The sequence below is a fragment of the Aquitalea aquatilis genome (assembly GCF_005155025.1).
Taxonomy (GTDB): Bacteria; Pseudomonadota; Gammaproteobacteria; order Burkholderiales; family Chromobacteriaceae; genus Aquitalea; species Aquitalea aquatilis.
In genome coordinates this window covers 3,187,126-3,213,593 of the sequence record NZ_CP039731.1, presented here as the reverse complement: position 1 = coordinate 3,213,593, position 26,468 = coordinate 3,187,126, and the positions used below count along the sequence as shown (strand labels likewise).

General features: G+C 61.2%; 24 protein-coding genes. 11 read left to right on the top strand and 13 right to left on the bottom strand.

Translation table 11 applies throughout. The features are described 5' to 3' along the window. Nucleotides 1-72 precede the first annotated feature (72 nt). From FAZ30_RS15075 to FAZ30_RS15065, 3 genes are all read right to left on the bottom strand, one after another. Entirely contained in the window at nt 73-882 is an 810-nt protein-coding gene (locus FAZ30_RS15075) for a hypothetical protein (protein WP_137009735.1), read from the bottom strand. A 64-nt stretch (nt 883-946) separates the two neighbouring features. Continuing rightward, nucleotides 947-1,540: a hypothetical protein gene (locus FAZ30_RS15070; protein ID WP_137009734.1), complete on the bottom strand. Its 594-nt coding sequence runs from the start codon at nt 1,538-1,540 to the stop codon at nt 947-949. 29 nt (nt 1,541-1,569) lie between these two features. Then, a complete protein-coding gene (locus FAZ30_RS15065; protein WP_137009733.1) occupies nt 1,570-1,977 on the bottom strand; it encodes a hypothetical protein in 408 nt (135 codons plus the stop codon). Between the two features lie 403 nt (nt 1,978-2,380). Between FAZ30_RS15065 and FAZ30_RS15060 the strand changes: the two genes are divergently transcribed. Next, nucleotides 2,381-4,000 (top strand): methyl-accepting chemotaxis protein, encoded by a 1,620-nt coding sequence (locus FAZ30_RS15060; RefSeq protein ID WP_168190856.1) that lies wholly within the window; start codon nt 2,381-2,383, stop codon nt 3,998-4,000. Between the two features lie 28 nt (nt 4,001-4,028). Here the strand turns inward: FAZ30_RS15060 and cadR are convergent, their stop codons facing one another. Further along, on the bottom strand, nt 4,029-4,460 hold the full coding sequence (cadR, locus tag FAZ30_RS15055) for a Cd(II)/Pb(II)-responsive transcriptional regulator (RefSeq protein WP_137009731.1): 432 nt from the start codon (nt 4,458-4,460) through the stop codon (nt 4,029-4,031). 346 nt (nt 4,461-4,806) lie between these two features. Between cadR and FAZ30_RS15050 the strand changes: the two genes are divergently transcribed. From FAZ30_RS15050 to FAZ30_RS15030, 5 genes are all read left to right on the top strand, one after another. Next, a complete protein-coding gene (locus FAZ30_RS15050) occupies nt 4,807-7,044 on the top strand; it encodes a heavy metal translocating P-type ATPase (RefSeq protein WP_137009730.1) in 2,238 nt (745 codons plus the stop codon). Nucleotides 7,045-7,178: 134 nt separating this feature from the next. After that, nucleotides 7,179-7,745, top strand: coding sequence for a putative antibiotic biosynthesis monooxygenase (locus tag FAZ30_RS15045; protein ID WP_137009729.1), 567 nt, complete (start codon nt 7,179-7,181; stop codon nt 7,743-7,745). A 134-nt stretch (nt 7,746-7,879) separates the two neighbouring features. Next, a complete protein-coding gene (locus tag FAZ30_RS15040) occupies nt 7,880-9,034 on the top strand; it encodes an FIST signal transduction protein (protein ID WP_137009728.1) in 1,155 nt (384 codons plus the stop codon). Beyond that, complete coding sequence (locus FAZ30_RS15035) at nt 9,031-10,518, top strand: HD domain-containing phosphohydrolase (RefSeq protein WP_137009727.1); 1,488 nt, start codon at nt 9,031-9,033, stop codon at nt 10,516-10,518. The genes FAZ30_RS15040 and FAZ30_RS15035 overlap by 4 nt, the downstream gene beginning before the upstream one ends. Nucleotides 10,519-10,520: 2 nt before the next feature. Further along, a complete protein-coding gene (locus FAZ30_RS15030) occupies nt 10,521-12,089 on the top strand; it encodes an HD domain-containing phosphohydrolase (protein ID WP_137009726.1) in 1,569 nt (522 codons plus the stop codon). 78 nt (nt 12,090-12,167) lie between these two features. Here the strand turns inward: FAZ30_RS15030 and FAZ30_RS15025 are convergent, their stop codons facing one another. Both FAZ30_RS15025 and FAZ30_RS15020 read right to left on the bottom strand, forming a co-directional pair. Further along, nucleotides 12,168-12,773, bottom strand: a complete 606-nt coding sequence (locus tag FAZ30_RS15025) for a 3'-5' exonuclease (RefSeq protein ID WP_124641380.1) — start codon at nt 12,771-12,773, stop codon at nt 12,168-12,170. A 5-nt stretch (nt 12,774-12,778) separates the two neighbouring features. After that, complete coding sequence (locus tag FAZ30_RS15020) at nt 12,779-12,982, bottom strand: hypothetical protein (protein WP_137009725.1); 204 nt, start codon at nt 12,980-12,982, stop codon at nt 12,779-12,781. A 121-nt stretch (nt 12,983-13,103) separates the two neighbouring features. Here FAZ30_RS15020 and FAZ30_RS15015 point away from each other — a divergent pair, with 121 nt between their 5' ends. Beyond that, on the top strand, nt 13,104-13,685 hold the full coding sequence (locus FAZ30_RS15015) for a flavin reductase family protein (protein ID WP_137009724.1): 582 nt from the start codon (nt 13,104-13,106) through the stop codon (nt 13,683-13,685). A gap of 36 nt (nt 13,686-13,721) precedes the next feature. Here FAZ30_RS15015 and FAZ30_RS15010 read toward each other — a convergent pair whose 3' ends face one another. Together FAZ30_RS15010 and FAZ30_RS15005 are read right to left on the bottom strand one after the other, a co-directional pair. Further along, nucleotides 13,722-15,080: an aspartate aminotransferase family protein gene (locus FAZ30_RS15010; RefSeq protein WP_137009723.1), complete on the bottom strand. Its 1,359-nt coding sequence runs from the start codon at nt 15,078-15,080 to the stop codon at nt 13,722-13,724. 48 nt (nt 15,081-15,128) lie between these two features. Beyond that, nucleotides 15,129-16,466, bottom strand: coding sequence for a glutamine synthetase family protein (locus FAZ30_RS15005; RefSeq protein WP_137009722.1), 1,338 nt, complete (start codon nt 16,464-16,466; stop codon nt 15,129-15,131). Between the two features lie 227 nt (nt 16,467-16,693). On the opposite strand from FAZ30_RS15005, the gene FAZ30_RS15000 reads away from it, so the two are divergent. Next, nucleotides 16,694-17,341 carry a GntR family transcriptional regulator gene (locus tag FAZ30_RS15000; RefSeq protein WP_124641390.1) on the top strand — a complete coding sequence of 216 codons (648 nt, stop codon included), beginning with the start codon at nt 16,694-16,696 and terminating at the stop codon, nt 17,339-17,341. Nucleotides 17,342-17,531: 190 nt separating this feature from the next. Here FAZ30_RS15000 and FAZ30_RS14995 read toward each other — a convergent pair whose 3' ends face one another. Together FAZ30_RS14995 and FAZ30_RS14990 are read right to left on the bottom strand one after the other, a co-directional pair. Further along, nucleotides 17,532-18,170 carry a hypothetical protein gene (locus tag FAZ30_RS14995; protein WP_124641392.1) on the bottom strand — a complete coding sequence of 213 codons (639 nt, stop codon included), beginning with the start codon at nt 18,168-18,170 and terminating at the stop codon, nt 17,532-17,534. Nucleotides 18,171-18,183: 13 nt separating this feature from the next. Next, entirely contained in the window at nt 18,184-18,783 is a 600-nt protein-coding gene (locus FAZ30_RS14990; protein WP_124641394.1) for a TetR/AcrR family transcriptional regulator, read from the bottom strand. Between the two features lie 121 nt (nt 18,784-18,904). Here FAZ30_RS14990 and FAZ30_RS14985 point away from each other — a divergent pair, with 121 nt between their 5' ends. Genes FAZ30_RS14985 through FAZ30_RS14975 form a run of 3 tightly spaced genes read left to right on the top strand, consistent with a single transcriptional unit; the run spans nt 18,905 to nt 23,082 of the window. After that, nucleotides 18,905-20,326 (top strand): efflux transporter outer membrane subunit, encoded by a 1,422-nt coding sequence (locus tag FAZ30_RS14985; protein ID WP_137009721.1) that lies wholly within the window; start codon nt 18,905-18,907, stop codon nt 20,324-20,326. Nucleotides 20,327-20,376: 50 nt separating this feature from the next. After that, on the top strand, nt 20,377-21,540 hold the full coding sequence (locus FAZ30_RS14980) for an HlyD family secretion protein (protein ID WP_137009720.1): 1,164 nt from the start codon (nt 20,377-20,379) through the stop codon (nt 21,538-21,540). A gap of 3 nt (nt 21,541-21,543) precedes the next feature. After that, a complete protein-coding gene (locus FAZ30_RS14975; RefSeq protein WP_137009719.1) occupies nt 21,544-23,082 on the top strand; it encodes a DHA2 family efflux MFS transporter permease subunit in 1,539 nt (512 codons plus the stop codon). A gap of 156 nt (nt 23,083-23,238) precedes the next feature. On the opposite strand, the gene FAZ30_RS14970 is transcribed toward FAZ30_RS14975, so the two are convergent. The 3 genes from FAZ30_RS14970 to FAZ30_RS14960 form a co-directional block, all read right to left on the bottom strand. After that, nucleotides 23,239-24,510, bottom strand: a complete 1,272-nt coding sequence (locus FAZ30_RS14970) for a RidA family protein (protein WP_124641402.1) — start codon at nt 24,508-24,510, stop codon at nt 23,239-23,241. An 812-nt stretch (nt 24,511-25,322) separates the two neighbouring features. After that, nucleotides 25,323-26,006, bottom strand: coding sequence for a DUF1028 domain-containing protein (locus FAZ30_RS14965; protein WP_137009718.1), 684 nt, complete (start codon nt 26,004-26,006; stop codon nt 25,323-25,325). After that, a complete protein-coding gene (locus FAZ30_RS14960) occupies nt 26,003-26,425 on the bottom strand; it encodes a RidA family protein (protein ID WP_103525597.1) in 423 nt (140 codons plus the stop codon). The genes FAZ30_RS14965 and FAZ30_RS14960 overlap by 4 nt, the downstream gene beginning before the upstream one ends. Nucleotides 26,426-26,468 lie beyond the last annotated feature (43 nt).

The following is a 26,468-nucleotide window of genomic DNA, read 5'->3' as shown; positions in this document are numbered from 1 at the left end:
TCCTGGCTTAGAACCTGCTCACGATCTGCGAGATGCGGGTGACCCCGCGTTCGCTAAATCGTGAACACTTTCTTAGTGGGTGGCCGCAACCGACAGGCTGTTAACCTGCTGATTGGACAGGCCGGCAGCATTGTTGACGCCGACATTGCCGCTGATGCCATTCACCGAACCGGAAATGCTGGCGGTGGCATTGAGCGGGAAGAAGGTGGTCACCGCAGTACCCTGATTCACCTGCATGCCACCGGCCGAGGCGGTAGCCAGCACGGCAGCACTGGCCGAGGCCAGGGCGACATCATTCTTCTGCTGGTTGCCAGCACCGGCGGCGTTGTTCACCCCGGCATTACCCTGGATGTTGTTCACCGAGTTGCTGAGGCTGGCATTCATGTCATTGGAGGTACCGCGCATCGGCTCGGCAAAGGTGTAGTTATTGCCGTCGTTCAGCTGCTCGAAGGAGGTGGAGGCCGCAGCACCGCTGTGCTTGCCGGAAGCCGAACTGATCGCCACATTGTTAGCCTGCTGATTGAAGAAACCAGCAGCATTGTTGACGCCGGCATTACCCTGGATATTGCTCACGCTGCCAGTTACCCCCGCATTGGCCGGATCGGTCACATTCAGCTTGTTGCCCAGGTTTTTCTGCACGTCGTTCACGCGGGCGCTGGCCAGGGCATCGGCCTTGGGATCAAACACCTCGTACACGGCGATGCCTTCCAGATAGGCGGTGCCGGTGACGTTAACGTCGGTATTGCTATAGGTATTGGACAGATTATTGCTGATCTTGGTCGTCGTGGTGGACGGCGGAGCCGGCGGTTCCACGGCATGCGCTACGCCGAACACACCAACAAGAGCGACGAAAAGCACTTTTTTCTGCAGCATTGCGGTCATGATTGTTCTCCTAGCGATTTGCTTGAATACCGGCTCCGCCACGGCTGGCCAGAACCGGCACTGCTCACGGGTTGGCCCATTGCACGGCCACGACATTGACAGCCAGGTTATGGCTGCCAGCAATCTGGTTAAGCTGCACCAGCCCCCGGCTTCCCTGGAAAGCTGCTGCGGATAATTCGGTTATCTGTCCGGTATTGGCGACAGCCCCGGCGACGGGTGCTGCCGCTGCGGTCGTGCCGGCCAGCACGGCATCCTGCACCGCCGCCGGCAGGTCACGGACACTGGCCTGTGGCCGGGCGGCCTGCGCCAGGCTGAAGGCATTGAGTGACTGGTTGGCATTGCCGGCCGTCTGGTTTACGGCCAGCAATCCCTGGCTTCCGGCAAACGACGCACCCACAATGCTGGCGCGCAGGTTTTGCTCCGCCACCGCCTGGGTGCTTCCCTGCTGCTGCGGCAAGCTGATGCGCGCCTGTGCCACCCCGGCAGCGAAGGCCAGCGCCTGCAGATTGCCTTGCTGATTGGCCGTGCCGGCTACCTGATTCACCGCCAGCACGCCCTGTGCCGCCTGGCCGCTATCGCTTATCAGTGCCAGCTGGTCGGCCTGGGCCAGTGCTGCACACAGCCCGCTTGCCAACCACAACATCTGCGTGATGTGCATGACTTGTCTCCTTGCCACCGTTAGCCCGCTCATGGGTGCAGGGCCGATTGCAGCAGATGCCCCATTCCCACACCGGACAGTGCCGCGCCCGCCATGCCGGCTGGCGACTTGCCATTAGCACCGCCAGCTGCCATACCAGACCAGGCAGACTGCCCATCCAGCACGACCACTGGCGAACGCAAGGCCGGGTCGGCCATCACCGCATGCGTGGCTGCCAGCAAGGGGTCGGCCAGCTGTTGTGTGACGGTGGGTACGCTACTGGACGGTGAAGTCGAAACCCGGCTGACATCCGGGCTGGGATCGCCGTGACGGATGGCCGGGCGGGCCGGTACTTCACGACCGATCACCATCTCGCCCTCGCCCTGTGCCGCAGCCGAAGCCAGCAGGCTGCCCGCCAGCAAAGCCGGAAAAACGCGGCGGAATAATGTGCTGTCCATGCTGACCACCTGAGGGCTGGGGAATGTCCTATTCATTGCAGAAAGCGTGCCAGGCCACCCATACCCGCATGCCATAAGGGAATTCGCGCGCGGGCGCTGGCGGCGGATCGCACAACTGTCTCGCCGCTGCGACAGAAAACGGGGGCTGCCGGGTAAGCGCCACGCCTGGCCTGCGCGATGTCACCGGGAAAGGTGGCCCTGCCAACAGCCACGGGCCTGCCGTGCGGGTTGAGGGCGGGCAAAGCGTCTCAGACTTGCGACAAGCTCACGCGTCACTACCCTGCCACCGCCGGCGATGCACAAGTCATATAAAAGATGGCTTGTCACATGCTGGCTGCCAGCTATAACGGAACAGGCAAAGCAGAAAGTCAGCAACAGATAGCCAATGGGAAAAGGGGAAAACATGAATATTTCACAACGACTGGCGCTCACGCTGGGCATCGCCCTGCTTGCCCTGCTGGGCATAGGCGGCTTCGGCCTGTATGAACAGAGCCAGGCCAATGAGCGCTTCAACTACCTGAAAGCCAACACCTTTCCCAGCATTTCCACCCTGGATGATGCGCAGGATGCACTGACCCAGTCGCGTACCGGCACCTACCGTCATGTCATCGACCACGACCCGGCGCAAAAAGAAAAAGACCTGCAGGCGATCAATAGCAATGATCAGCGGCTGGATGATGCCCTGGTCCGTTACGAGAAAGAACTGATTTCCAACGAGGACGACCGCAAACTGCTGGAACAGGACCGCAAGCTGCTGCAGGAATACCGCAGCACCCGCAATGCCCTGTTGCAACTATCCAAGGACAACAAAACCCAGGAAGCAGAGCAGGTCATTATCGGCGGCCCCATGCGCGCAGCCACGGCAGCCCTCAACAAGCAGCTGACCGAGCATGTGAAATTCAACTACCAGTACGCTGACAAGCTGTCGGAAGAAAATACCCTGGCTTACAAGCAAGCCATCATGCTGTCGGCGGCCATTATCGGCCTGTGCCTGCTGTTATGCGGCGTACTGGGCGGCACGCTGTTCATCCATATCCGCGCTAGCCTGCAAAGCATTCGTAACGTGATGCAGACGGTGTGCGAATCGCTGGATTTCCGCCTGCGGGCACCGATAAAGAGCAAGGACGAAGTAGGCGAAACGGCCGCCGCCTTCAATGCCCTGCTGCAACAGTTGCAAGGCAGTTTCCAGAATATTCGCCAGAGTGTGGAATCGGTGGATCAGGCCATCGAAGGCATGGCGGCCAATACCTCGCAGATCGCCCGCAGCTCGGAAGTGCAAAGCGAGGCTGCTTCGGCCATGGCCGCTGCCGTTGAAGAAATGACGGTCAGCATCAACCACGTGTCAGACCGCGCCCAGGAAGCCAGCAGCCAGACCAGTGCCGCCGGCAGCACCGCCACCCAGGGCGGCAAGGTCATCCTGGCCACGGTGGAAGGCATTACCCAGGTATCGACCTCCATCCGCAACGCGGCCAGCCAAATCAACCAGCTGAAAGAAGACAGCCAGACCATCGCCACGGTCATGGGCATCATCAAGGACATTGCCGAGCAGACCAATCTGCTGGCGCTGAATGCCGCCATCGAAGCCGCCCGTGCCGGTGAGATGGGCCGTGGCTTTGCCGTGGTGGCCGACGAGGTACGCAAGCTGGCTGAACGCACAGCCAAATCCACCACCGAGATTTCCTCGGTCATCAGCAAGATGCAGCAGGGGACGCAGGACGCGGTCAGCAGCATGCAAACCGTGGTGGAACGGGCCAATCGCGAAGCGGACGGCGCGCGCGAAGCCAATATCGCCATCGGCCAGATCCAGAACAACACCCAGCAGGCCATGGGGCTGGTGCATGATATCTCCGGCAGTATTTCCGAGCAGACCAGCACCAGCACCACTATTGCCCAGCGGGTGGAGCAAATCGCGCAAATGGCCGAAGAAAACTCCTCGGCGGCCAGCAGCTCGGCCGATGCCGCACGCGAACTGCACCACCAGGCCAGAAGCATTCTGCAAACCGTGGCGCAGTATCAGGTATGAGACAGTAAAGTGCCCGCCGGCCCGCCACTCAGCCCAGATGGGTGTGGCGTTCCGGCCGGGCGCTGGTTTCCATTTCCGCCAGCCCCTGCAGAATGCCGCAGGCGTCCACACCCTGCTGCTGCTGACAGCGCTGGCGCAGGGCATCCAGTTGTTGCTTGAGCTGCAGCAGCTCGGCAATACGCTGGTCCACATGCTGGATATGCGCGTCCAGCAATTCGTTTACACCACCACAGTCGCCCCCGGCCGTTTCCATCAGCGCCAGCAGCTGGTGGATTTCCTCATGAGTCATGTCCAGAGCCCGGCAATTGCGCACAAAGCACAGCCGCTCCAGATGGCGCGAGCCATAACTGCGGTAATTGTTGGCGGCACGGTCAGCCGTCGGCAGTAGCCCTTCCTTCTCGTAAAAACGCACCGTTTCCGTGGTGCAGCCCGCGTGACGGGCCAGATCGCCGATTTTCATCCCACCCTCCCAGGCTAGGGCCTGTTAATACTATGTTTTCTGCGGCGCAGGCCCTGAAAGCTTGTCAATGCAAGGCGGAGGGTGCAGCGCTTGGTCGCTCCAAGCGCAAATCCGACAACGCAGCAGTGGCAAGCTGGTCGGGCCTGCCCTGCGGGGCGGATGTTGAGCGGCACACTGCCTTGTCAAACTGCGCTGGCAGGGAATGCCCTGCGGCGCGCAGTTTTTCGCGCATTGCATCCCCTCAACATCCGCCGCCGTGAAAAAAATAGTGTTAACAGGCCCTAGGCTTGACCTTGAAGTTGCTACAAGGTGTTTACTGTAAGCCAATGTCGCAGTGGAGACCAGCATGAAACATCAACAGCCCCCTCGTTCGCATGGAAACCATGAGCACGAGCATGGCCATAACCATGCCGAGCAGCATGCCCATCAGCACAGCTGTGGCTGCAGCAACGCCACCACAAGCACCCTGGCGGCGCTGCCAGCGGCACAGGCCAGCGGCACCCAGTTGCGCACCCCTATCCGCATCCTGCAAATGGACTGCCCCACCGAAGAAGCACTGATCCGCAACAAGCTGGGCACGATGCCCGGCGTGCAGGACATGGAATTCAACCTGATGCAGCGGGTGTTGACGGTCAGCCATCAGCCAAGCGTGCTGCCGGACATCCTGGCGGCCCTGCGCAGCCTTGGTTTCGAACCGCAAACCGGCGACGCGCCACCTGCCCGGCCCGCACAGCCTGCCGCCTGGTGGCCACTGGCACTGGCTGCCGTGGCGGCGGCGGCGGCCGAAGTGTGCAGCTGGCTGGCGCTACCTGGCTGGCTGGCTGCCTTGCTGGCGCTGGCCGCCATTCTGATTTGTGGCCTGGGTACCTACCAAAAAGGCTGGATAGCCCTGCGCAACCGCACCCTCAACATCAATGCGCTGATGAGCATCGCTGTCACCGGCGCGCTGTTGCTGGGACAATGGCCGGAAGCCGCCATGGTGATGGTGCTGTTTACCCTGGCCGAGCGCATCGAGGCCCGTTCGCTGGAGCGCGCCCGCAATGCCATCGGCAGCCTATTGCAGCTGACACCGCCCCAGGCCATGGTGCAGCAGGTGGATGGCAGCTGGCAGAGCATGGACCTGGCCGACATCGCCATCGGCAGCAGCGTGCGGGTGGCTCCCGGCGAGCGCATCGCCCTGGATGGCGTGCTGCTTGCCGGCAGCTCCAGCGTCAATCAGTCGGCCATGACCGGCGAAAGCCTGCCGGTGGAAAAAAACGTGGGCGACAGTGTGTACGCCGGTACGCTGAATGCCAGCGGCTCGTTTGAATACCGGGTCAGTGCCGCCGCCAACGACACCATGCTGGCGCGCATCATTCATGCAGTGGAGCAGGCACAGGGCGCACGCGCGCCCACCCAGCGCTTTGTCGACAGCTTTGCCCGCTACTACACCCCCGCGGTCTTTCTGCTGGCGCTGGCTGTTGCGCTGCTGCCGCCGCTGCTGGGCGCTGGCAGCTGGCATGACTGGCTATACAAGGCGCTGGTACTGCTGGTCATCGCCTGCCCTTGCGCACTAGTCATCTCCACCCCGGTCACCATCGTCAGCGGCCTGGCCGCCGCCGCACGACGCGGCATCCTGATCAAGGGAGGTGTGTGGCTGGAACAGGGCCGACACTTGCGCTGGCTGGCTCTGGACAAGACCGGCACCATCACCCACGGCAAGCCGGAACAGACCGACTTTGTCGCGCTGGGTACAGCCAGCCCCGCCGACTACCGGCAACTGGCCGCCAGCTTGGCCGGCCGTTCCGACCACCCGGTATCACAAGCGTTATCGCGTGCAGCACAAGCAGATGCCCTGCCGCTGCTTCCGGTCGAGGATTTCCTCGCCCTGCCCGGTCGGGGCATACAGGGCAATATCGCCGGCCAAAACTACGCATTGGGCAACCAGCGACTGCTGCAGGAGCGCGGCCACTGCCCACCAGAATTGGCCACACAACTGGCCGCTCTGGAAGCGCAGGGCAAGAGCGTGGTAGCCCTGCTGGACGATAGCGGAGCACTGGCTATGTTCGCAGTGGCCGATACCATCAAGCCCGGCAGCCCCGCTGCCATTGCCGAACTGCACCAGCTGGGTGTGAAAACCATCATGCTCAGTGGCGACAATCAGGCCACGGCCAGCGCCATCGCCAGCCAGGCCGGCATCGACGTGGCGCGCGGCAATCAGCTGCCGCAGGACAAGGCCGACGCGATAGCCGCCCTGTCTGGCCAGGGCCTGGTCGGCATGGTGGGGGATGGCATCAACGATGCCCCGGCACTGGCCCGCGCCGACATCGGCTTCGCCATGGGGGCCATGGGCTCGGACACCGCCATCGAAACCGCCGACGTGGCCCTGATGGACGACGATCTGGCCAAGATCCCGGCTTTTGTGCGCCTGTCACGCGCCACCCACGCCATTCTGGTGCAAAACATCGCACTGGCACTGGGCATCAAGGCTGTTTTCCTGCTGCTGACCCTGCTGGGCATGGGCAGCATGTGGATGGCGGTGTTCGCCGATGTGGGCGCCAGCCTGCTGGTAGTGGGCAACGGCCTGCGTTTGCTGCGCAAATAAGACTGGACGACGGGCGGCTGCGTCACGGCAGGCATATTGCTTGCTTTAACCGTGACAGAAACGCTTCCATCACCCCGGAAGCGTGCCGTCCGCTCCCCCCCCGACGCGGTACGGCTCGCCTGCAGGAGCCAGACATGACACCCGACACCCCGCTTACCTTGCTGATCACCCGCCGCATCGACCCGGCACGCCATGCCGAATTTCACCAGTGGATCCGTCACGGCGAAGCCCTCGCCAGCCAGGCCACTGGCTATCTGGGTTCGGGACTGCTCTCACCTCCGTCCGGAGGCGCCGGCGACGACAGCTGGCAGATCCTGTTCCGTTTCGCCAGCCAATCCAGCCTGGATACCTGGGCCGCCAGCCCCGCGCGCCGGCAATGGCTGCAACAGGGGGCCGGACTGATCCAGCACAGCCAGGTGCATTGCGCCAGCGGACTGGACAGCTGGTTCGGCCTGCAAGCACCACCGCGCTGGAAGCAGGCTGTGATGATCTGGCTGGCCTTCTTCCCGGTTTCGCTCAGCTTCAACCTGCTGCAGGGCGAACAGCTGGCCGCGCTACCGCTGGTGCTGCGCGTGCTGTGCAGCACGCTGCTGCTGACACCAGCCATGGTGTTCTGCTTCATCCCCTTGTGCAGCCGCCTGCTGCGCAACTGGCTGCAAGGCAAGCGCCAGCGCGCACCGACACTGGCCGGGGAGCACTGAACGACAGCAGCATATGATTGCGCCAGCCAGTTTTTGTCATGATTTATTGTGCAAATCGGTCGGAATCAGCGATGTCCTCGTTTATGATAAGGCTATTGCTAGCAAGAGCAGCTTACTGATCGAAGGCCCCGACGATGAACGCCCCCTGGCACAGCACGCTGGACAGCGGACAGCTGGAAGTGCAATTACGTCAATGGCAATCCAGCCATCCCGGCCAGCAATTGCTGGCGCTGGTAGCCGAGTCCGATCAGCAACGGCTGCCCGAGCTGCAAACCTGCTGCCTGCATCTGGGCATTGCGCTGGCTGGCGGCATTTTTCCGCGCCTGCTGGACGGCCAGGGCTTTTTGCCTGGCGGTGCCTGGCTGCTACCCCATGCCTCGCCGGCCAATGCCGCCCTGCTCGGCATCCATTCTGACCGTGGCGCAGCCATTGCAGCCCGGCAGATGGCCGACCAGGTGCAGCACATGCTGCAGCAGTGGCCAGCGGCACAGGGCAAGCCCACGCTGTTCATGCTGTTCGACGCCATGCTGCCGGATATTGCCTCCATTCTGGATGAGCTATACCTGCTGCTGGCCGATCAGGTGTACTACGCCGGCGTGAATGCCGGCAGCGAAAGCTTTCAGCCCATGCCCTGCCTGTTCGACCAGCACCACACCATTGGCCATGGCGTGCTATGCCTGCTGCTGCCTTCCTCCGCCAATCCGGTGATTGCCCATGGCTATGCCGCACCACAGCAGACCACCTGCGCCACCGCCACCGCCGGCAACCGCATCTTCCAGATTGACTGGCGGCCGGCTTTCGACAGTTACCGGCTGATGGTGAAAGAACAGTTTGGTGCCGAGCTGACCCGGGAAAACTTCTACTCCTTTGGCGTGCATTTTCCGCTGGGCGTGGTACTGGCCAACCAGCAGGTGCTGATCCGCGTACCGGTGGCGCTGGAGGACGACGGTTCGGTGTTCTGCGTGGGCGAGGTGCCGGAAAACGCCTTGCTGATCATGCTGCAAGCACCAGCAGAACCGGGGCAGGAATGCGTGGACAGCATTGTGGCCAGCTTGCGCCAGCGCCATGGCGATATCAGCCAGCAGCCGCTGCTGGGCTTTTACTGCGCCGGTCGCAATATGCACTTCGGGCCGGCGGCGCTACAGGAAATCAGCCACTTGCAAGCCAGCAGCGCCGCCGCACCACTGGTGGGCGCACTGACACTGGGCGAAATCGCCAGCCTGCAGGAGTGGGGCTATCCGCTGTTTCACAACGCCAGCATCCTGTGCAGCCTGTGGCGGTCGGCATGAACAAGGACCAGCTGTTGGCCGTGCTGTACGACCTGTCACTCACCATCGGGCGCGAGGTGACGGTCGATGCCCTGCTCACCAAGGTGGTCCAGCGCCTGCTTTACCATACCGGCTGCCCCACCGGGCTGGTACTCAGCCACCCACAGGGGCTGGATGCCAGTCACGGGCGCTTGCTGAAGGTAATTGGCGACCATCTGCTGCAACAGCAACTGGGCGAAGACATCGCCCTGCCGCCGGGCCTGCTGGGCCGCAGCATTCGTTCCGACCTCCCCCAGACACTGCTGCAAGGCTTTACCGGCCAGCCGCGCTATCCCTGCGGCCTGCGCCTGCCGCTGGACCAGCACCACACCATTCTGCTGCTGGCCCCGGCACCGCTGTTGCAGCAATTGCCGCTGGAGCATGTGTTTCCACCGGTGCTGGCCAATCTGTCACGCGCCATCAAGCTGTGCCAGGACAGTGAACAACTGGCCGAAACCATGCAGCGCGAGCGCAATCAGGCCAAGGCTGCGCTCAACCGCGCACTGCGCTTCAACCAGGCCCTGCTCAACGCCATTCCCATTGCCGTGTTCTACAAGGATGCAACAGGACGCTACCTGGGCTGCAATCCGGCATTCAGCCGCACCGTCGGCATGCAGGCCGAGGACATCATCGGCAAGCTGCCGGCCGAAGTATGGCCAGCCGAACTGGCGGCCATGTTCACCCAGAAAGACAGCGAGCTGATCGCCACGCGCCAGCCACAACTGTTCGAATACGTGATACGCAGCCAGCAAGGACAGCTGATGGATGTGGTCTACGCCAAAGACCTGTTCTACGACGATGACAACCAGATCGGCGGCATCATCGGGGCTTTCATCGACATCAGCGCCCGCAAGCAGGCGGAAGAGTCGCTGCGCCAGTCGCTGATCCAGGCCATCAGCGCCCTGTCGTCAGCCATGGTGCATCGCGACCTGAGCACGGCAGGCCACGAAGTACGGGTCAGCGACCTGGCCGTCGCCATCGGCCGCCAACTGCAGCTGGGTGCCGAACAGCTGGAAGGGCTGGGGCTGGCCGCCATGGTGCACGACATCGGCCAGATCCAGATTCCCTCGGAAATCCTCACCCGGCCGCGCCGCCTCAATCATGAAGAATTCGAGCTGGTCAAAATGCATGCCGAAGCCGGACATGAAATCCTCAAGGACATCCACTTTCCCTGGCCTATCGCCGACATCGCCTGGCAGCATCATGAAAACATGGATGGCAGCGGCTACCCGCGCGGCCTCGCCGGTGAAGACATCCTGCTGGAGGCGCGCATCATCCACGTGGCCGACAGCATGGAAGCCATGCTGTCGCATCGCCCCTTCCGCCGCCAATTGGGCATGGAGCAAGCGATAGCGCAATTGAAGCATTACCGTGGCAGCATTTACGACCCGGCCGTGGTCGATGCCTGCCTCAGCCTGTTTGTCGATCAGGGTTATGAATTACCGGACAGCAAAAGAAAAAACTGACCATGTCCACTTCCACCGTTCACTCACCGCTGAGCGCCTGCACCTTGCAGGGGCTGATTCGCCAATTGCCGGACCGCGTCGTCATCAAGGACAGCAGTTCGACCTTCATCGCCTGCAATCAGCGCTTTGCCGATGATCTTGGCCTCACAGTCGATGCCGTCACCGGCAAAACCGACTTCGACTTTTTCCCGTCACACCTGGCCGCCCGCTATCAGGCCGACGACCAGCGCGTCATCCGTAGCGGCCAGAGCATCACCCTGCAGGAGCCCGGTGCCTTTGCTGGCAACCCCGGCTGGCTGGAAACCAGCAAATCGCCGATTCTCGATGCCAACGGCCACTGCATCGGGCTGACGGTCATCATCCGCGACATCACCCAGCGGCTGCGAGACATCGACGAGATGCGCCGCCAGTCATGGGCGGTACAGGCCAATAGCCGGACCAACCAGGCGCTGGTGCAGGCGCGGGATGAAAGCGAGCTGTTGCAGGCGGTATGCGAGGCGATTGTGGCGGACCAGCGCTATCAGCTGGCGCTGATCTGCGGCATCAGCGATGTGCAGCAAAAGCAGTTGCAAGTACTGGCCTGCGCCGGTACTGCCCGTCGCTATGCCGAACAGCTGCGGGTCAGCTGGGACGAAACCGACCCCAACGGGCAGGGGCCGATCGGCCATTGCATTCGTCAGGGCAACACGGTCAGCCTGGGCGAGTTGCAGCAACAGCCACAATTCCAGCCCTGGCAAGCAGCCGCGCACCACTTTGGCCTGCAAGCCATCGTCGCCATCCCGCTGGTGGCAGGCCCTGACCTGATCGGCGCGCTGGCCGTGTACGCTGGCGAGGCGCAATCGTTTGGCCCGGTGGAAGTGCAGGTATTTGAAGAACTCACGCGCAATGTGCAGTTTGGCATCCAGTCACGCCGCACCCAGGTGGCCTATCAGCAATCATTGCAGGAACAGGCCAGTCAGGCCCAGGTACTGGAAAAAGCGCTGGAGAACGCACTGGCGGCCATTGCCTCGGTGCTGGAACAGCGCGACCCCTATACCGCCGGCCACCAGAAGCATGTCGCCGAACTGGCCGTACTGATCGGACAGGAAATGGGTTTGTCAGCCGAACGGCTGCGCGGGCTGTATCTGAGCGGGGTGGTGCATGATCTGGGCAAGATCGAAGTACCGGCGGAAATCCTCAGCAAGCCCAGCCGGCTGCATCCGGTGGAGTTCGCGCTGGTCAAACGCCACCCGGATGTAGCCTACAACATCCTGAAAAACATCGACTTTCCCTGGCCCATCGCCGACATCATCCGCCAGCATCACGAATATCTGGATGGCTCCGGCTATCCGCTGGGCTTGAGCGGCGACGCCATCCTGCTGGAAGCGCGCATTCTCACCGTGGCCGACATCGTCGAATCCATGTCGTCCGACCGCCCCTACCGTGCAGCACTGGGCATCGAGCAGGCCATTGCCCAGATCCGGCTGATGCGTGGCGTGCAACTGGACCCGGAAGCCGTCGACGCCTGCATCCGCGTGCTGGAACTGGGTGCTTTCACCCCGCACTTGCTGTCACTGGAAGGCAGCCACTAAGAGCGGCGAATAAACCCCTGGGGCAAGGCGTACCGACACAACAGGGGTTTTGTCAGCGGCACTCAGCCGGCGGCAGCCTCAGCGCGGGCGTAGAAACTCCCCCACCTTGGCGGCCGTGACCTTTTGCAACTGGCACAGCTCACCATGTGCCAGACCCGGGCGCTGATGCTGGCGGGCCGCCGTATCCAGCAGATACTGCAGCAGATGCGCCGCCATGCGGGCATCGGCCAGGGCGCGGTGGGCGCGACCGGCATCAGGCAAGCCCGCCCAGCGGGTGAGCGTGCCCAGCTTGTGGTCTGGTGCCTGCGGTAGCAGCCGGCGCGCCAAGAGCAGGGTGCAGGCAAAATCCTGTCGCCGCTGCCGGCCCAGCAAGGCCAGTTCGTGATCCCAGAACTTGCGGTCGAAGGCGGCGTTATGTGCCACCAGCGGGATGTCACCGACAAAGTCGGCCACCTCGGCCATGACCCGTGATGCCGGCGGTGCCGTGCGCAGCATGGCATTGCTGATGCCAGTCAGGCGCTCGATATCGGCCGGCACCCGCACCCCGGCATTCATCAGGCTTTGATAGCTGTCCAGCTCGCGGCCATCCTGCCACAGCACCACGGCCACCTCGGTGGCGCGACTGCCCACGGCGGGCGACAGGCCGCTGGTTTCAAAGTCGAGTACGGCAAAACAGGCTGACATGAGGCTTAGTTCAGTGCGGCCTTGGCGGCCTCTTCTGGACTCAGGCCATCAAAGAACATGTCGGTAAACCACTCGGCATTTTCTTCGATCTGCTGTTGTGCTTCGTCCGGCTTGGCACCGGCAGCCACGAACAGGGCTTCCACTTCGGCGCACCATTGCAGCAGGGCTTCGGTTTCTGGATCCAGCTCGTCGTCTTTGCGTTGGGACATGGTTGATCTTTCAATGAAAAGTAAAAACTGAGGCGGCATTGTACACGCCATCGGCAAGGTTCTGGCTGGCAACCGATGGATATTGCTAGAATCCGCCATCTTCACCTTGCGAAAAATCCTCATGAGCACTCTCGTTGCTGTCGATCTGGCCAAATGCTATCGCCTGCTGAATCACGGCCCCACCGTGCTGGTGTCCAGCGCGCATGGCGATCAGAGCAATGTCATGGCCGCCGCCTGGGCCATGCCGCTGGATTTCTCCCCGCCCAAGGTGCTGGTGGTGGTGGACAAAGCCACCCACACCCGCCAACTGATGGAAGCCTCTGGCGAATTCGTGCTGAATGTCCCCTGCCGGGCGCAGGCGGAGCAAGTACTCAAGGCGGGCAGTGTCAGCGGCAAGGACGTGGACAAGTTTGCGGTCAGCGGCCTGGAGGCGGTGGCGGGCGACAAGGTAGCCGCACCGCATGTGGCCGGCTGCATTGCCTATCTGGAATGCCGCATCATCAGCGAGCGGCACAACCAGCAGCAATACGATCTATTTATTGGCGAAGTACTGGCCGCCAAGGCAGACCCGGATGTCTGGCACGATGGTCATTGGCAGTTTGACGGCCACGATGACAAGCGCAGCCTGCACTACATTGCTGGGGGCAGCTTTTTCAGCATTGGCGAGCAGTTCAGCGTGCAAGTGGACAAAGTGGAAAATTGAAGCAGGCCGCCAGTACGGCGGCCTGCTGATGGTGGATTACAGCACCTGCTGTACAAAGCCATCGAATGCCGCCACCAGCCGCTCGACATCCGCCGCCGTGGTCTGCGGACACACCAGCAGCATATTGTGGAAAGGCGTGATCAGCAGGCCGCGATTGAGCAGGTAGAGATGGATGATGTGCTCCATATCACTGTCCAGAATGGCATCGGCCTCGCTGCCATTGCGCGGCGGGGTGGCGGTGAACTGAAACTCGGTACGCGCGCCCACCTGGGTGACACACCACGGCAGCTGATGGCGGGCAATGACTGCACGCAGCCCGTCGGCCAACTGACCGGCCAGGGCAAACATGTGGGCATAGGCCTGTTCGGTCATCACCTCGGCCAGATTGGCGCGCATTGCCGCCATCGCCAGCATGTTGGCAGTCAGCGTGGTGCCGATGCCGCTATGTCCCGGCACCGCTTCGCGCTTGGCCTGCTGCGCCCGCTCGGCCATTTCCGCCGAAAAACCGTACACCGCACACGGCACGCCGCCACCCATCGGCTTGCCCAGCACCATCATGTCCGGCTGCAGGCCATGGGCACGGGTGTAGCCACCCATGCCGGTGCTGATGGTGTGGGTTTCATCCATGATCAGCAGCGTGCCGTAACGGCGGCACAGCGCCTGCGCCGCTTCCCAGAAGCCGGGATCAGGCAGCACCATGCCGATATTGGTCATGGCCGGCTCTGCCAGCAGACAAGCCACCTGCCCGTCCTGCAAGGCTGCTTCCAGCGCGGCTGGATCATTGAATTCCACCACGCGGGTGTATTGCGTCAGGTCGTACACCTGCCCCAGCAGGCTGGCGCGCTGCACCGGCTTACCCTCCACCAGATCGACAAATACATCATCAATGGTGCCGTGGTAGCAGCCATTGAATACCAGCAGCTGCTGGCGACCGGTGGCGGCACGCGCCCAGCGCAGGGCGAAACGGTTGGCATCGGTGGCGGTCATGGCAAACTGCCAGTACGGCAGGCCAAAGCGGCGCGCCAGCTCGCTGGCCACCCATACCGCATCTTCCGACGGCAGCATGGTGGTAATGCCACGCGCGGCCTGCTCGGCCACGGCCTTGGCCACTGGTGCCGGACCATGGCCGAACATGGCACCGGTATCGCCCAGACAGAAATCAACATACTGATTGCCGTCCACATCCTCAAAACTCGCCCCTTGTGCCTGCTTCACATACAGGGTGAAGGGGGTGGACCAGTCATCCATCCAGTGCAACGGCACGCCGAACAGCAGGTGCTGGTCGGCACGGGCCGACAATTGCTGTGATTGCGGACGCGCCGCGATGAATCGTTCACGCTCCTGAGCGTGCAGTTGCAGGGCCTTGTCCCAGTTGATGCCGTGTCGTGTCGTCATCCATCTCTCCTTGATCTTGTTCTGTGCGGGCAGCCGCCCGCCATCATGTCATACGTGCAGCTGCAGGTGTTCGCGTTCCCAGGCGGTGATGCCGCGATTGAAGGTTTCGAATTCCTTTTCCTTCACCGCGCAGAAAGCCTGCACAAACTGCTCGCCCAGAATCTCGGATAGCTCGGGGCAGTCCTGCATCAGCGCTACCGCATCTTCCAGGCTGCGCGGCAGCTCGAAATCCAGATCGTAGGCGCTGTCGCTCATCGGCTCGCTGGCCTCCAACTGCTGCACCATGCCCAGATAACCACAGGCCAGCGTGGCCGCCATCGCCAGATAGGGATTCACATCCACCCCCGGCACGCGGTTTTCCAGCCGTCGTGCAGTCGGCCCGGATGGTGGAATGCGGATGCCGCAGGTGCGGTTGTCGTAACCCCAGCGTACATTGATGGGGGCGGCAGCATGGCGGCTGAGCCGGCGATAGGAGTTCACATACGGTGCCAGCATGGGCATCACCAGCGGCAGGTATTTCTGCATGCCGGCAATGTGCTGGAAGAACAGCGGCGTCGCCGTGCCATCAGCTACCGAAAAGATGTTTGCACCGCTACTGCTGTCGACAATGCTCTGGTGGATGTGCATGGCACTGCCCGGCTCGCCTTCCATCGGCTTGGCCATGAAGGTGGCGAAGATATTGTGACGGTAGGCGGTTTCGCGCACGGCGCGCTTGAACAGAAACACCTGATCGGCCAGCTCCATGGCATCGCCATGGGCAAAGTTGATCTCCATCTGGCAGGCACCCACTTCGTGAATCAGCATTTCCACATTCAGCTTGGCCTGCTGGCAGAAAGTGGACAGCTCCTGAAAGAAGGGGTCGAAATCGTTGACGGCATCAATGGAAAACGATTGCCGCCCTACTTCGGAGCGCCCGGCGCGGCCAGTGGGCGGGCGCAAGGGTTCGTGCGGATTGCTGTTCTGGCAGATCAGGTAAAACTCCATCTCCGGTGCCACCACCGGCCGCCAGCCACGCTCGGCATACAGCTTGAGCACGCGCCGCAACACCGCCCGTGGCGAAATGGCAATCGGCTGGCCATCGAAATCCTCGCAATCGTGGATCACCACCGCCACCGGCTCGATGGCCCAGGGCACCAGGCGAATGGATGATGGGTCCGGCACACACACCATGTCCGGATCATTGGCCCCGACAAAGCGTTCGAATTCGGCAAATTCGCCATTGACGGTAATGGTCAGCACTGCCCGTGACATCTTCATGCTGGCTTCCGCCAGAAACAGATCACGCGGCACGATCTTGCCGCGCGCCACGCCGGTCATGTCGGGAATGACGCATTCCACCTCGTGGATATTGTGTTCACGAATGAAGCTGTGCAAATGCTCATGCATGATTTCTCCTTTATGATCATATGTGCAAAATAGCTTGCATTCCAATACCGCACCAACCCGAATGAAATTAAATGTAAATACCGGAATTAAAGCTAGAAATAATCATAGTAAGATAAAATTTCAATGTCAATTTTTGATCAAATAAATGAAAAAAAGCTAAGCATCACAGCACTACTGCTGCTATGGTATCCTTGTGGCAAACTCCAATACTCACCGACCCGCCAACGATGAAGACTTCAGCCTCCTCCACCCTGCAGGACGAAACCTACACCACGCTGCGCCAATGGCTGTCACTCGGCCGCTGGCTGCCCGGCGAACGACTCAAGATCAAACAGCTGGCACAGGACATGCAGGTCGGTGAAATGCCGGTTCGCACTGCACTGCAACGACTGGTCGCGGAAAAGGCTCTGGCCAATATTCCCAACTGCGGCGTCACCGTGCCGCAACTGACTCGCACCCAGTTTGATGACATCCTGCAAACCCGCATGTTGCTGGAAGGTGAAGCCGCCGAAAAAGGCGCACGCAACCTGAGCGGTGCCGATTACAAGCTGCTGGAACAACTGACCGTCACCATGGAGCAGGCGATCAAGGAACACGACGTCAAAGGCTACCTGACGGCCAACGAAGAGTTCCACATCACCCTTTACCGCGCCTCCGGCTCGGCCATGCTGCTGGCCCTGATCGAAAGCGTATGGCTGCACGTCGGCCCCATCTCCAACCAGCTGCACCAGGACCCGCACGTGTGGAGCATCATGAACGACTGCCATGAAGACATGATGCGCGCCCTGCAGCGCCAGGACCCGTCCGCCGTGCGCCGCGCCATCGAGCGCGACCTCTTCAATGCCGGCCAGTATCTGAAAACGCTGTGTAACTGAGCATCAGGCCACCGCCTTAACGCTGTTCACTTAAAAAAGCACCGTCCCCACATATGGGAAACGGTGCTTTTTTGATTGCAGCAGCCACTCCAGCATAAGCGCGCTTTAAGCACACAGATCGGGCCACGAATACTTTGCTTAATATGTACAAACTCACTGCTGCTGCGCTGAACGATCTGAACGCCTCACGCTACTTGCCAGAATCACAGCCTTTCGTGACCTTGCCGCTGTCGATATCTTGCGTTGCGCAGGAGGTCTCTTGGTATTTTCCAGCCTTGAAAGCAAGCTTCACCAGGTAGCATTTCCCGCCACGGCATTGCGCCTCCTCGATGTCTTTCATCCCGTTTCTGCTACTGCCCAGCACCCGGAAAGCATCCGAATTGCCGCCGTAGAGAATGTTGTTTCGATCATCGACGATCCAGTGGCAGAAAATATGCGCACCATAGAAAGCCTGGAAATATGGGAAAGATTTGGGCCGCACAAAAAGAAAGGTCTTGTGATCAGCAGACAAGGGAATCTTGCGACTGACAAAGAGCTGCCGATAGTCGCCAGCCTTCACGCCTTTTTCTGCCATTTCTTGATCGGCCTGCAATTTTAAATCCGCATCAGAACGGACGATCACCCCCGCCAGCGCCTGAGACACGACCGACCAGCCCGTGGTTTTCTCTTCGGTGTAGGTTTCAAAAATGGGCTTGGCCAGCACTGCGCTGGAAAATAATGCGATCAAGATACCAAAAATCTTCATCATCATTCCTGGCTTAGGATGCTTTGAACATTGATCGCAACGAGTGAGCGGCATCAGCGCCTTGGCCGGTTTTTGCATCGGCATGGCAGGAACAGCACTACACCCCGTACCAGGCCATGAATACCTCCACTCCCCTGGCCACCCGTTCTTGCAGCAGGGTCAGGTCTTGTTCACTGACCACGCCAATCATGAAGGTCTGCTGATACTCAGCCTGTATCAGCGACAGCAAATGCATGGCGGCCACCCAGCCATCCGCCTGACGCAAGCGCCCGGCCGCCATTTCCGCCCCCAGATAGGCCGCCACCTTGTTCCAACCCTGGCGCGGGCCGGCATCATAAAACTGCTGCGCCGCCCCGGCACGCACCAACTCGCCGACGATGATGCCGCGCATGGCCATCAAATCCGGTCCCAGGATGACCTGCAGGTAGTTTTCCGCAAAAGCGCGCAAAGCGGCGGCAATATCCCCGCCCGGCACCAGTCGCGCATAAGCCTGCGACATGCGCTCCTCGGCCAGCATCTTCATCACACTCAGAAACAGCTCTTCCTTGGACTTGAAATAGCCATATAGCGTGGCTTTGGAGCCACCCACACGGCTGCAGATTTCCGCCATCGACGTAGCCTCGTAGCCACGCTGCAAAAACACCTCTGCCGCCGTTGCCACCATGTGCTGACGACGTTCTTCGCTTTTTGTACGCATTCACACTCCGAAACAGTACCAAACTGTACAGTTTTTCTTGACGACAATATTCGGCTGCATTATAACCGTACCGTACCGTACAGTTAAAGACCTTGGCAATATTATGGACACCACATCAAGCATGCGCCGCGGGCACACCCTGTTGCAACTTTCGCTGCTAGCCAGCCTGTTGCTGACCGGCTGCGCCAGCGTGCCCGAACTGGGCCCGGCCGCCCGCAACAAAACCACCACCGAGCTGGCCAGCCAGCAAAGCCTCCCCGCCACCCCAGCCCAATGGGCCAACAGCAACTGGTGGCTGGATTATAACGACAGTCAGCTCAATGCCATCATGCAGGAAGCACTGAGCAACGCACCCGACCTTGCCGCCGCCCAGGCCCGCCTGGCCAAAGCTGCGGGTCAGGCCGAACAGGCCGGTGCCAGCCGGCTGCCCAGTGTCAGCCTGGACAGCTCGGTCACCAAGCTCAAGCAAAGCTATAACAACGGCATGCCGGCAGCCTATGTCCCCCACGGCTACAACAACTCTGCCAGCGTAGAGCTGAACTTCAGCTACGAGTTCGATTTCTGGGGCAAAAACCGCGCCGCCGTGGCCGCCGCCAGTTCGGAACTGGCTGCCGCCGAGGCCGAAGCCGCGCAGAGCCGGCTGACACTGACCAGCTCGATTGCCGCCAGCTATGCTGAGCTGGCCCGCCTGTTTGCCGAACAGGATGCCGCCGAGCAAGCACTGGCCGTGCGCCGCCACAGCGTCGAACTTTTGCAGCAACGCTACGACAACGGCCTGGAAACCCTGGGCAGCCTGCGCCAGGCCGAATCCCGCGCTGCCGGTGCCAGCGCCGACCTCAGCGCAGCGCGTCAGGCCATTGCCCAGCAGCGCTACAGCCTCGCCGCCCTGATGGGGGCCGGGCCGGATCGCGGGCTGGCGATTGCCCGACCACAAGCCAGCCTGCTGCACGCGCAGGGCCTGCCCGCCACCCTGCAGGCAGACTTGCTGGGCCGCCGGCCCGACCTGGCCGCCGCCCGCCTGCGCGCCGAAGCCGCAGCCAGCCGCATCGATGTGGCCCACGCGGCGTTCTACCCCAATGTCAATCTGTCGGCCTATCTGGGCGTGCAGTCGCTGGGCCTGAGCCTGCTGGGCAAGAGCGGCTCGGACGTCGGCGGCATCGGCCCGGCCATTTCACTCCCCATTTTCCGTGGCGGGGCGCTGCAGGGTAATTACCGCGTGGCACGTGCCGAATACGATGCCGCCGTCGCCAGCTACAACCAGACACTGACCCAAGCCCTGCACGATGTCGCCGACGTAATGGCACAGGAAAAGGAGCTTGGTCCGCAGCTGGAGCAGCGCCGACTGGCCCTGAAAACCGCCGAACAGTCCTATCAGGTCATGCAGAACCGCTACCAGGGCGGGCTGGCCAGCTATCTGGATGTGCTGAATGCCGAAGATAACGTCATTGCCACTCGTCGCAGCGCTGCCAGCCTGGAAACCCGGCTACTGCTGCTTGACGTCAGCCTGATCAAGGCGCTGGGCGGCGGCTATCAGCAAGCCTGAACCCACCCTACCGGCACACACACAGACAAACCGCATACTAGAGAACCATCATGAGTGATATCAGCCACACCCTGCCCGCCAGCCAAGCCCCCCAAACCAGCGACCAGCTGCGCCTGGCCAAACGCAAGAAACTGTTTACCCTGCTTGGCGGTGTCGTCGCCCTGGGCGCGCTGGCGGCCGGTAGCTACTGGGTACTGGTGGCCTCCCACCATGTCAGCACCGACAATGCCTATGTTGCAGCCGAAATTGCCCAGGTCACCCCGGAAGTCACCGGCACCGTGCGCGAGGTACTGGCGGTGGATACCCAGGCCGTCAAGCGCGGCGACATGCTGGCTCGGCTGGATGACAGCGACGCCAAGCTGAACCTGTCGCAGGCCGAAGCCGAACTGGCCCGTGCCGAACGCCGCGTGCAAGGCTATCTGGCCAGCGACGAAGGCCTGCAGGCGCAGATTCAGGCGCGTATTGCCGACCAGGCACGCAGCAATGCGCAACTGGCCTCTGCCCGCGCCGACCTGCAACGCGCCGAGCTGGACCTGCATCGTCGCCAGGCACTGGCCAAGAGCGGTTCGGTATCCGGTGAGGAGCTGAGCAATGCGCAAAACGTGTTCAGCACGGCCAGCGCCAGCCTGGCCGCCGCCGAAGCCGCCGCCAAACAGGCCGAAGCCAATGCCCGTGCCGCGCAGGGTTCGCTCAAGGCCAACCAGACCCTCACCGTCAACACCACAGTGGACAACAACCCCGAAGTGGCCCTGGCCCGCGCCAAGCGTGACCAGGCTCGCCTCGACCTGGCACGCACGGTGATCCGCTCCCCGGTGGATGGCGTGGTGGCCAAGCGCCAGGTGCAGACCGGCCAGCGTGTGCAGTCCGGCACCCAGCTGATGTCGGTAGTACCGTTGCAGCAGGTGCATGTGGACGCCAACTTCAAGGAAGTGCAGCTGGACAAGGTACACATCGGCCAAGCGGCCACGCTGACGGCCGACCTGTACGGCAGCCGCATCACTTACCACGGCAAGGTGGCCGGCCTGTCCGGTGGCTCGGGTGCCGCCTTTGCCACCATCCCGGCGCAAAACGCCACCGGCAACTGGATCAAGGTGGTGCAGCGCCTGCCGGTACGCATCGCACTGGACCCGGCCGAACTGCGCGCCCATCCGCTGCAAGTAGGGCTATCGATGGAAGTCACCATCGACACCGCCAGCACCAGCCATAGCGAGTAAGCCATGTCCAGCAGCCAAACTCCCACATCCCCGCAACCGCTGCAGGGCAATACGCTGTGGCTGGCCGCCCTGGTGCTGGCCGCCGCCAACTTCGTGGCCGTGCTGGATACCACCATTGCCAATGTGTCGGTACCCAATATTGCCGGCGGCCTGGCGGTTTCTTCCAGCCAGGGCACATATGTGATCACCTCCTATGCCGTAGCCGAAGCCATCACGGTGCCGCTCACCGGCTGGCTGGCCGCGCGGCTGGGTACGGTGCGGCTGTTCATCGGCTCCATGGTGCTGTTCGGCCTGTTTTCCCTGCTATGCGGCATGGCCGGCTCGCTGGAAACCCTGGTGCTGTTCCGCGTACTGCAAGGCCTGGCCGGCGGCCCGCTGATGCCGATGTCGCAAACCTTGCTGCTGCGGATTTTCCCCAAGGAAAAAACCGGCGCGGCCATTGGCTTATGGAGCATGACCACACTGATTGCGCCCATCATGGGGCCGATTCTGGGCGGGGTGCTGTGCGATCAGGTGAGCTGGCCGTGGATTTTCTGGATCAACGTCCCCATCACCATGCTGTGCGGCTATGCCGGCTGGCAGCTGCTGAAGAGCCAGGAAAGCCTGCGCGAGAAAATCCGCGTCGATGCCGTCGGGCTGGGCCTGCTGGTGGTGTGGGTGGCCGCCTTGCAGATCATGCTGGACGAAGGCAAGAACCTGGACTGGTTCAACTCGGCCGAGATCATCGCCCTGTCGGTAACGGCGGCAGTCGGCTTTGCCTCCTTCCTCATCTGGGAGCTGACCGAACGCAACCCGGTGGTGAACCTGCGGGTATTCCGCCACCGTGGCTACTGGGCCAGCGTGCTTACCATCTCGCTGGCTTTCGGTTCCTTCTTCGGTGCCACGGTGCTGACCCCACAATGGCTGCAGAGCTATATGGGCTACACCGCCACCGAAGCCGGCCACGCCACGGCCATGAGCGGCATCCTGGCCGTGCTGGTGGCACCGCTGGTGGCGCAGCTGTCCACCCGGGTCGATCCGCGCCCGCTGGTGTTCATGGGGGTGATGTGGCTGGGCGGTGTCACGCTGTACCGCAGCTTCTCCACGACTGACATGGGTTTCTGGCAAGTAGCGCTGCCGCTGTTGTTCCAGGGCGTAGGCATGCCCTTCTTCTTCGTGCCGCTCACCGGGCTGGCCATGGCCAGCGTCGAGCCACAGGAAATGGCGGCCGCCGCCGGGCTGATGAGCTTCATGCGTACCTTGTCCGGCGCTTTTGCCACCTCGCTGGTGACCACCGCCTGGGATGACAAGGCCAGCTATAACCATGCTGATCTGGTCGGCAGCATAGACAGCACGGGCAGCACCTTGCGCGCACTGCGTGACAGCGGCCTGAGCATCGATGCCGCCACCGGCCAGCTGGCCCAGCTATTGCAATCACAAAGCATCATGCTGGCGACCAACCAGATCTTCTGGCTGACCGGTCTGTCCTTTATCGTGGCTGCCTGCGCCATCTGGCTGGCCCCGCGCCCGACACGGGTGGCCGATACCAGCCAGGCGCACTGATACGATCTGCTTGCGTGGTGGCCATGGGCTCAGCCGTGATGGCCGCCACGCCTGTTGGCACAAGCTATCTGCAAGCAAAAAAAGAAAGCCGGGTAAAAACCCGGCTTTCTTCATTTTAAGGAACAAGGCAGTTGCTTATGTCCCAGCCTGTCATGCTCAGGCTTGCGGTGCAGTGCCTTCCGCATGCGACACCACTGCATCGATCTGCAGCAGGGCATTGCCCGGCAACGCTGCCACGCCAACGATACGGCGGGCCGGCGTGCCAGTCGGGAAGAAGGTGGCATACACCTCGTCGATGGCAGCGATATCCTCGATATTCTTGAGGAAGATATTCACCTTGACCACGTCAGCCAGCTGGTGGTTGATGCTTTCAACAATGGCCTTGATATTCTTCAGGCACTGCGCAGCCTGTTCCTTGATGCCGCCAGCCACCAGCGCACCGCTTGCTGCATCCAGCGGCAGTTGGGCGGACAGATGGTTGTAGTGCGAGAAGGCTACGGTCTGGGTGGACAGACGGTCTTTCGGTGCAGCAGCGGTGTTATTTGCCTTGATCACGATGCCGTGGCGGTCTTCAACTGCTTGCGGCGGCGTGCCATCGCCATGCGATACCACGACTTCGATTTGCACCAGTGCATCCATCGGCAATGCTGCGGCAGCAATAACCGTACGGGCCGGGAAATAGGCTACCGCGCGGGCAATGGCCGAATCCGGGAAAAAGGTCGTATAAACTTCATTGACGGCATCAATATCTGCGAAGTTTTTCAGGAAGACATTAACCTTGACGATATCGTCAAAAGGCACATCAATCCCTTCCAGAATGGCCTTGACATTCTTCAGGCATTGCGCGGTCTGTTCTTTCACACCGCCAGCTACCAATTGACCGGATAGCGGATTAATCGGCAATTGCGCCGAGATATTGTTGTAGTGGGAAAAAGCCACGGTCTGCGTGGACAGCGGGCTGATCGGTGCTTTTTCGATATTTTTGGCGATTTTCACCAGATCACCGGCTTGCGGTGCATTCGGAATGGTACCCTCGCCATTGGAAACCAGTGCTTCCACTTGCACCAGTGCGCCCAGCGGCAATGCAGCTACCGCTACCGTGGTCAATGCAGGACGATAAGCCGGGAAGAATGTGGCATAGACCTGATTTACCGCGTCAAGATCGGCAATATTCTTGAGGAAGATGGTGATTCTGACCACATCATCCATAACATGGTCGATACTTTCGACAATGGCCTTGATGTTTTTAAAGGATTGCTCAGCCTGCTCTTTTACACCGCCAGCTACCAATTGGCCGGATGCCGGATCAATCGGCAATTGTGCCGACAGATTATTGTAATGAGAGAAAGCGGCTGTCTGCGAATAAGGACCCATATTCTCAGGAGCATTTGTCGTATTTCTTGCCAGAACTGCGTTATATCCACTCATGATCATGCTCACCTTTTACTTGATTTAGGGTATGCCGTAGTCAACATTTGCCGATTCTTCATCCGCCATTGCTACGGCTTCTTTCCGGATATGCATCATTTGTTTATGCCAACAACAGTTGCATGATCCGAAAGGAAAAACTTATATGAATAATGAAACGGCAATATAATGAACTGCTAATGCTTAGTCAACACAGTTGAGCTTGATCCAGGTCAACAAAACGACCATTGCCCTGCGCATGATTTCCGGCAGCAAATAGACCGGCCGCTTGGCGGCAGGATATGACTTCACAATATTTTTGGCAGAGTGGATTTTTTACTGCAGCAGCGACAGGCCGGACAAAACAAGACCCAGTACTGAATTTCCCAGACAAAACGGCCCGGAACGGGCGATTAATACCCTTGGGCAAGGGTAATGAATTGGTGCGATCTTGCTACCGGGTATGCAGATTCGGCTGCATCTGCCTATTTATCAATCAAATAGCCAATTGACCCAATTCATGCGCATTTGGGCAGCGCATCACACACTGCGCCGGCAAAGAAGAAGACGCAGGTTTAGGTTAAAGTTGTTTTGCATAAGACCCGCTAACACCCCCCGTTCCTGCCTTGCACCGGCTTGCCGTACTAGGCGTATTGTCAGCGTCGGCGCGCCTTGGCCCGGCTGCCCTGCGAGGTTTTGTTAGCGACGCTAAGCAGAAAAACAGCCAGACGATGACACACACTCATGCCATCGCCGGCGGGTCCAGGCGGGCTGGCTGGACGGCAGAACTAAGGCAGCCCGCCAGAACCAGCGCGCCTGCGCGCGAGCACGACTCAGCGCGGTGCCGCCACGCCGGGTACGGCGAAGCCCGGTGCCTGCTGCGGGTTTTCCGCCCGCGTGATGTAGTCCTGCATCTGCGGACGATAGCGCTGCCACAATTGCGCCAGTTCGGCGACGGGCTCCTGCTCGCTCCAGTCAATGCGCAGGTCGATCACCGGCCACGCCTGGCTTGCCACCAGCTTGAGCCCGGCAGCATGGATGGGGCCGGCCTCGCCACCGGCGGCCACGGCCGCCTGCATGGCAGCCAGCAGGCGATCGGCCAGATGACCAGAGCTGGCGGCAAAAGCGGCCACCATTTGCTGCGGCACCGATGCACTGTGCAGGATGTTGCCACCGGCCACGCAATGCGGGCCACTGGCGGTGGCGTAGACGCCCAGGGCATGCTCGCCGCTGAAGGTGACCGCCTCGCCGCTGGCGGGCAGCGCCAGCAGCTGCCGCCATTGCAGATGGGGATCTGCCTGCGCCAGCTGCTGCAGTAGCGCATCGCCGTGCAGCCCGTTGGCCATGGCTTGCAGTGCCAGCGGCCCCAGCAGCGGATTGGTCACGTTCTGGCTCATCACCGCCCCCACTCCGGCCTGCAGGTAACAGCAACGGCTGGCGACGGCAATGCTGGACGAGGCCACCGCCACCCCCAGCATGCCGGTTTGCGGGCAGCGCGCCGCAATGGAAAAGGTCATGGCTGATAGCCCTCAGGGATGACGGCGGTGATGTCGATTTCCACCAGCCATTCCGGCCGCGCCAGCGCGGAAATCACCAGCCCGGTCGACACCGGATACACCCCCTTCAGCCATTTGCCCACGACCTGGTACACCGTTTCACGATAGCGGGTGTCCACCAGATAGATGACGATCTTGCAGACGTGATCCAGACAGCTGCCGGACTCCTCCAGCAGCATTTTCACATTGGCCATGGCTTTTTCGGTCTGTACTGCGACATCGCCGATGCCAACCGATTCGCGCGTGTCCAGATCCTGGCCGATCTGCCCGCGCAGGAAAACGATATTGCCGGCCACCACCGCCTGACACAGATCATTGTCGAGCTTTTGTTCCGGATAGGTTTCTTTGGTATTGAACGGACGAATGCGCTTGTGAACCATATTTCACCTCATTGCAGTGGATGACGGGCTGGCGAAACAGCCC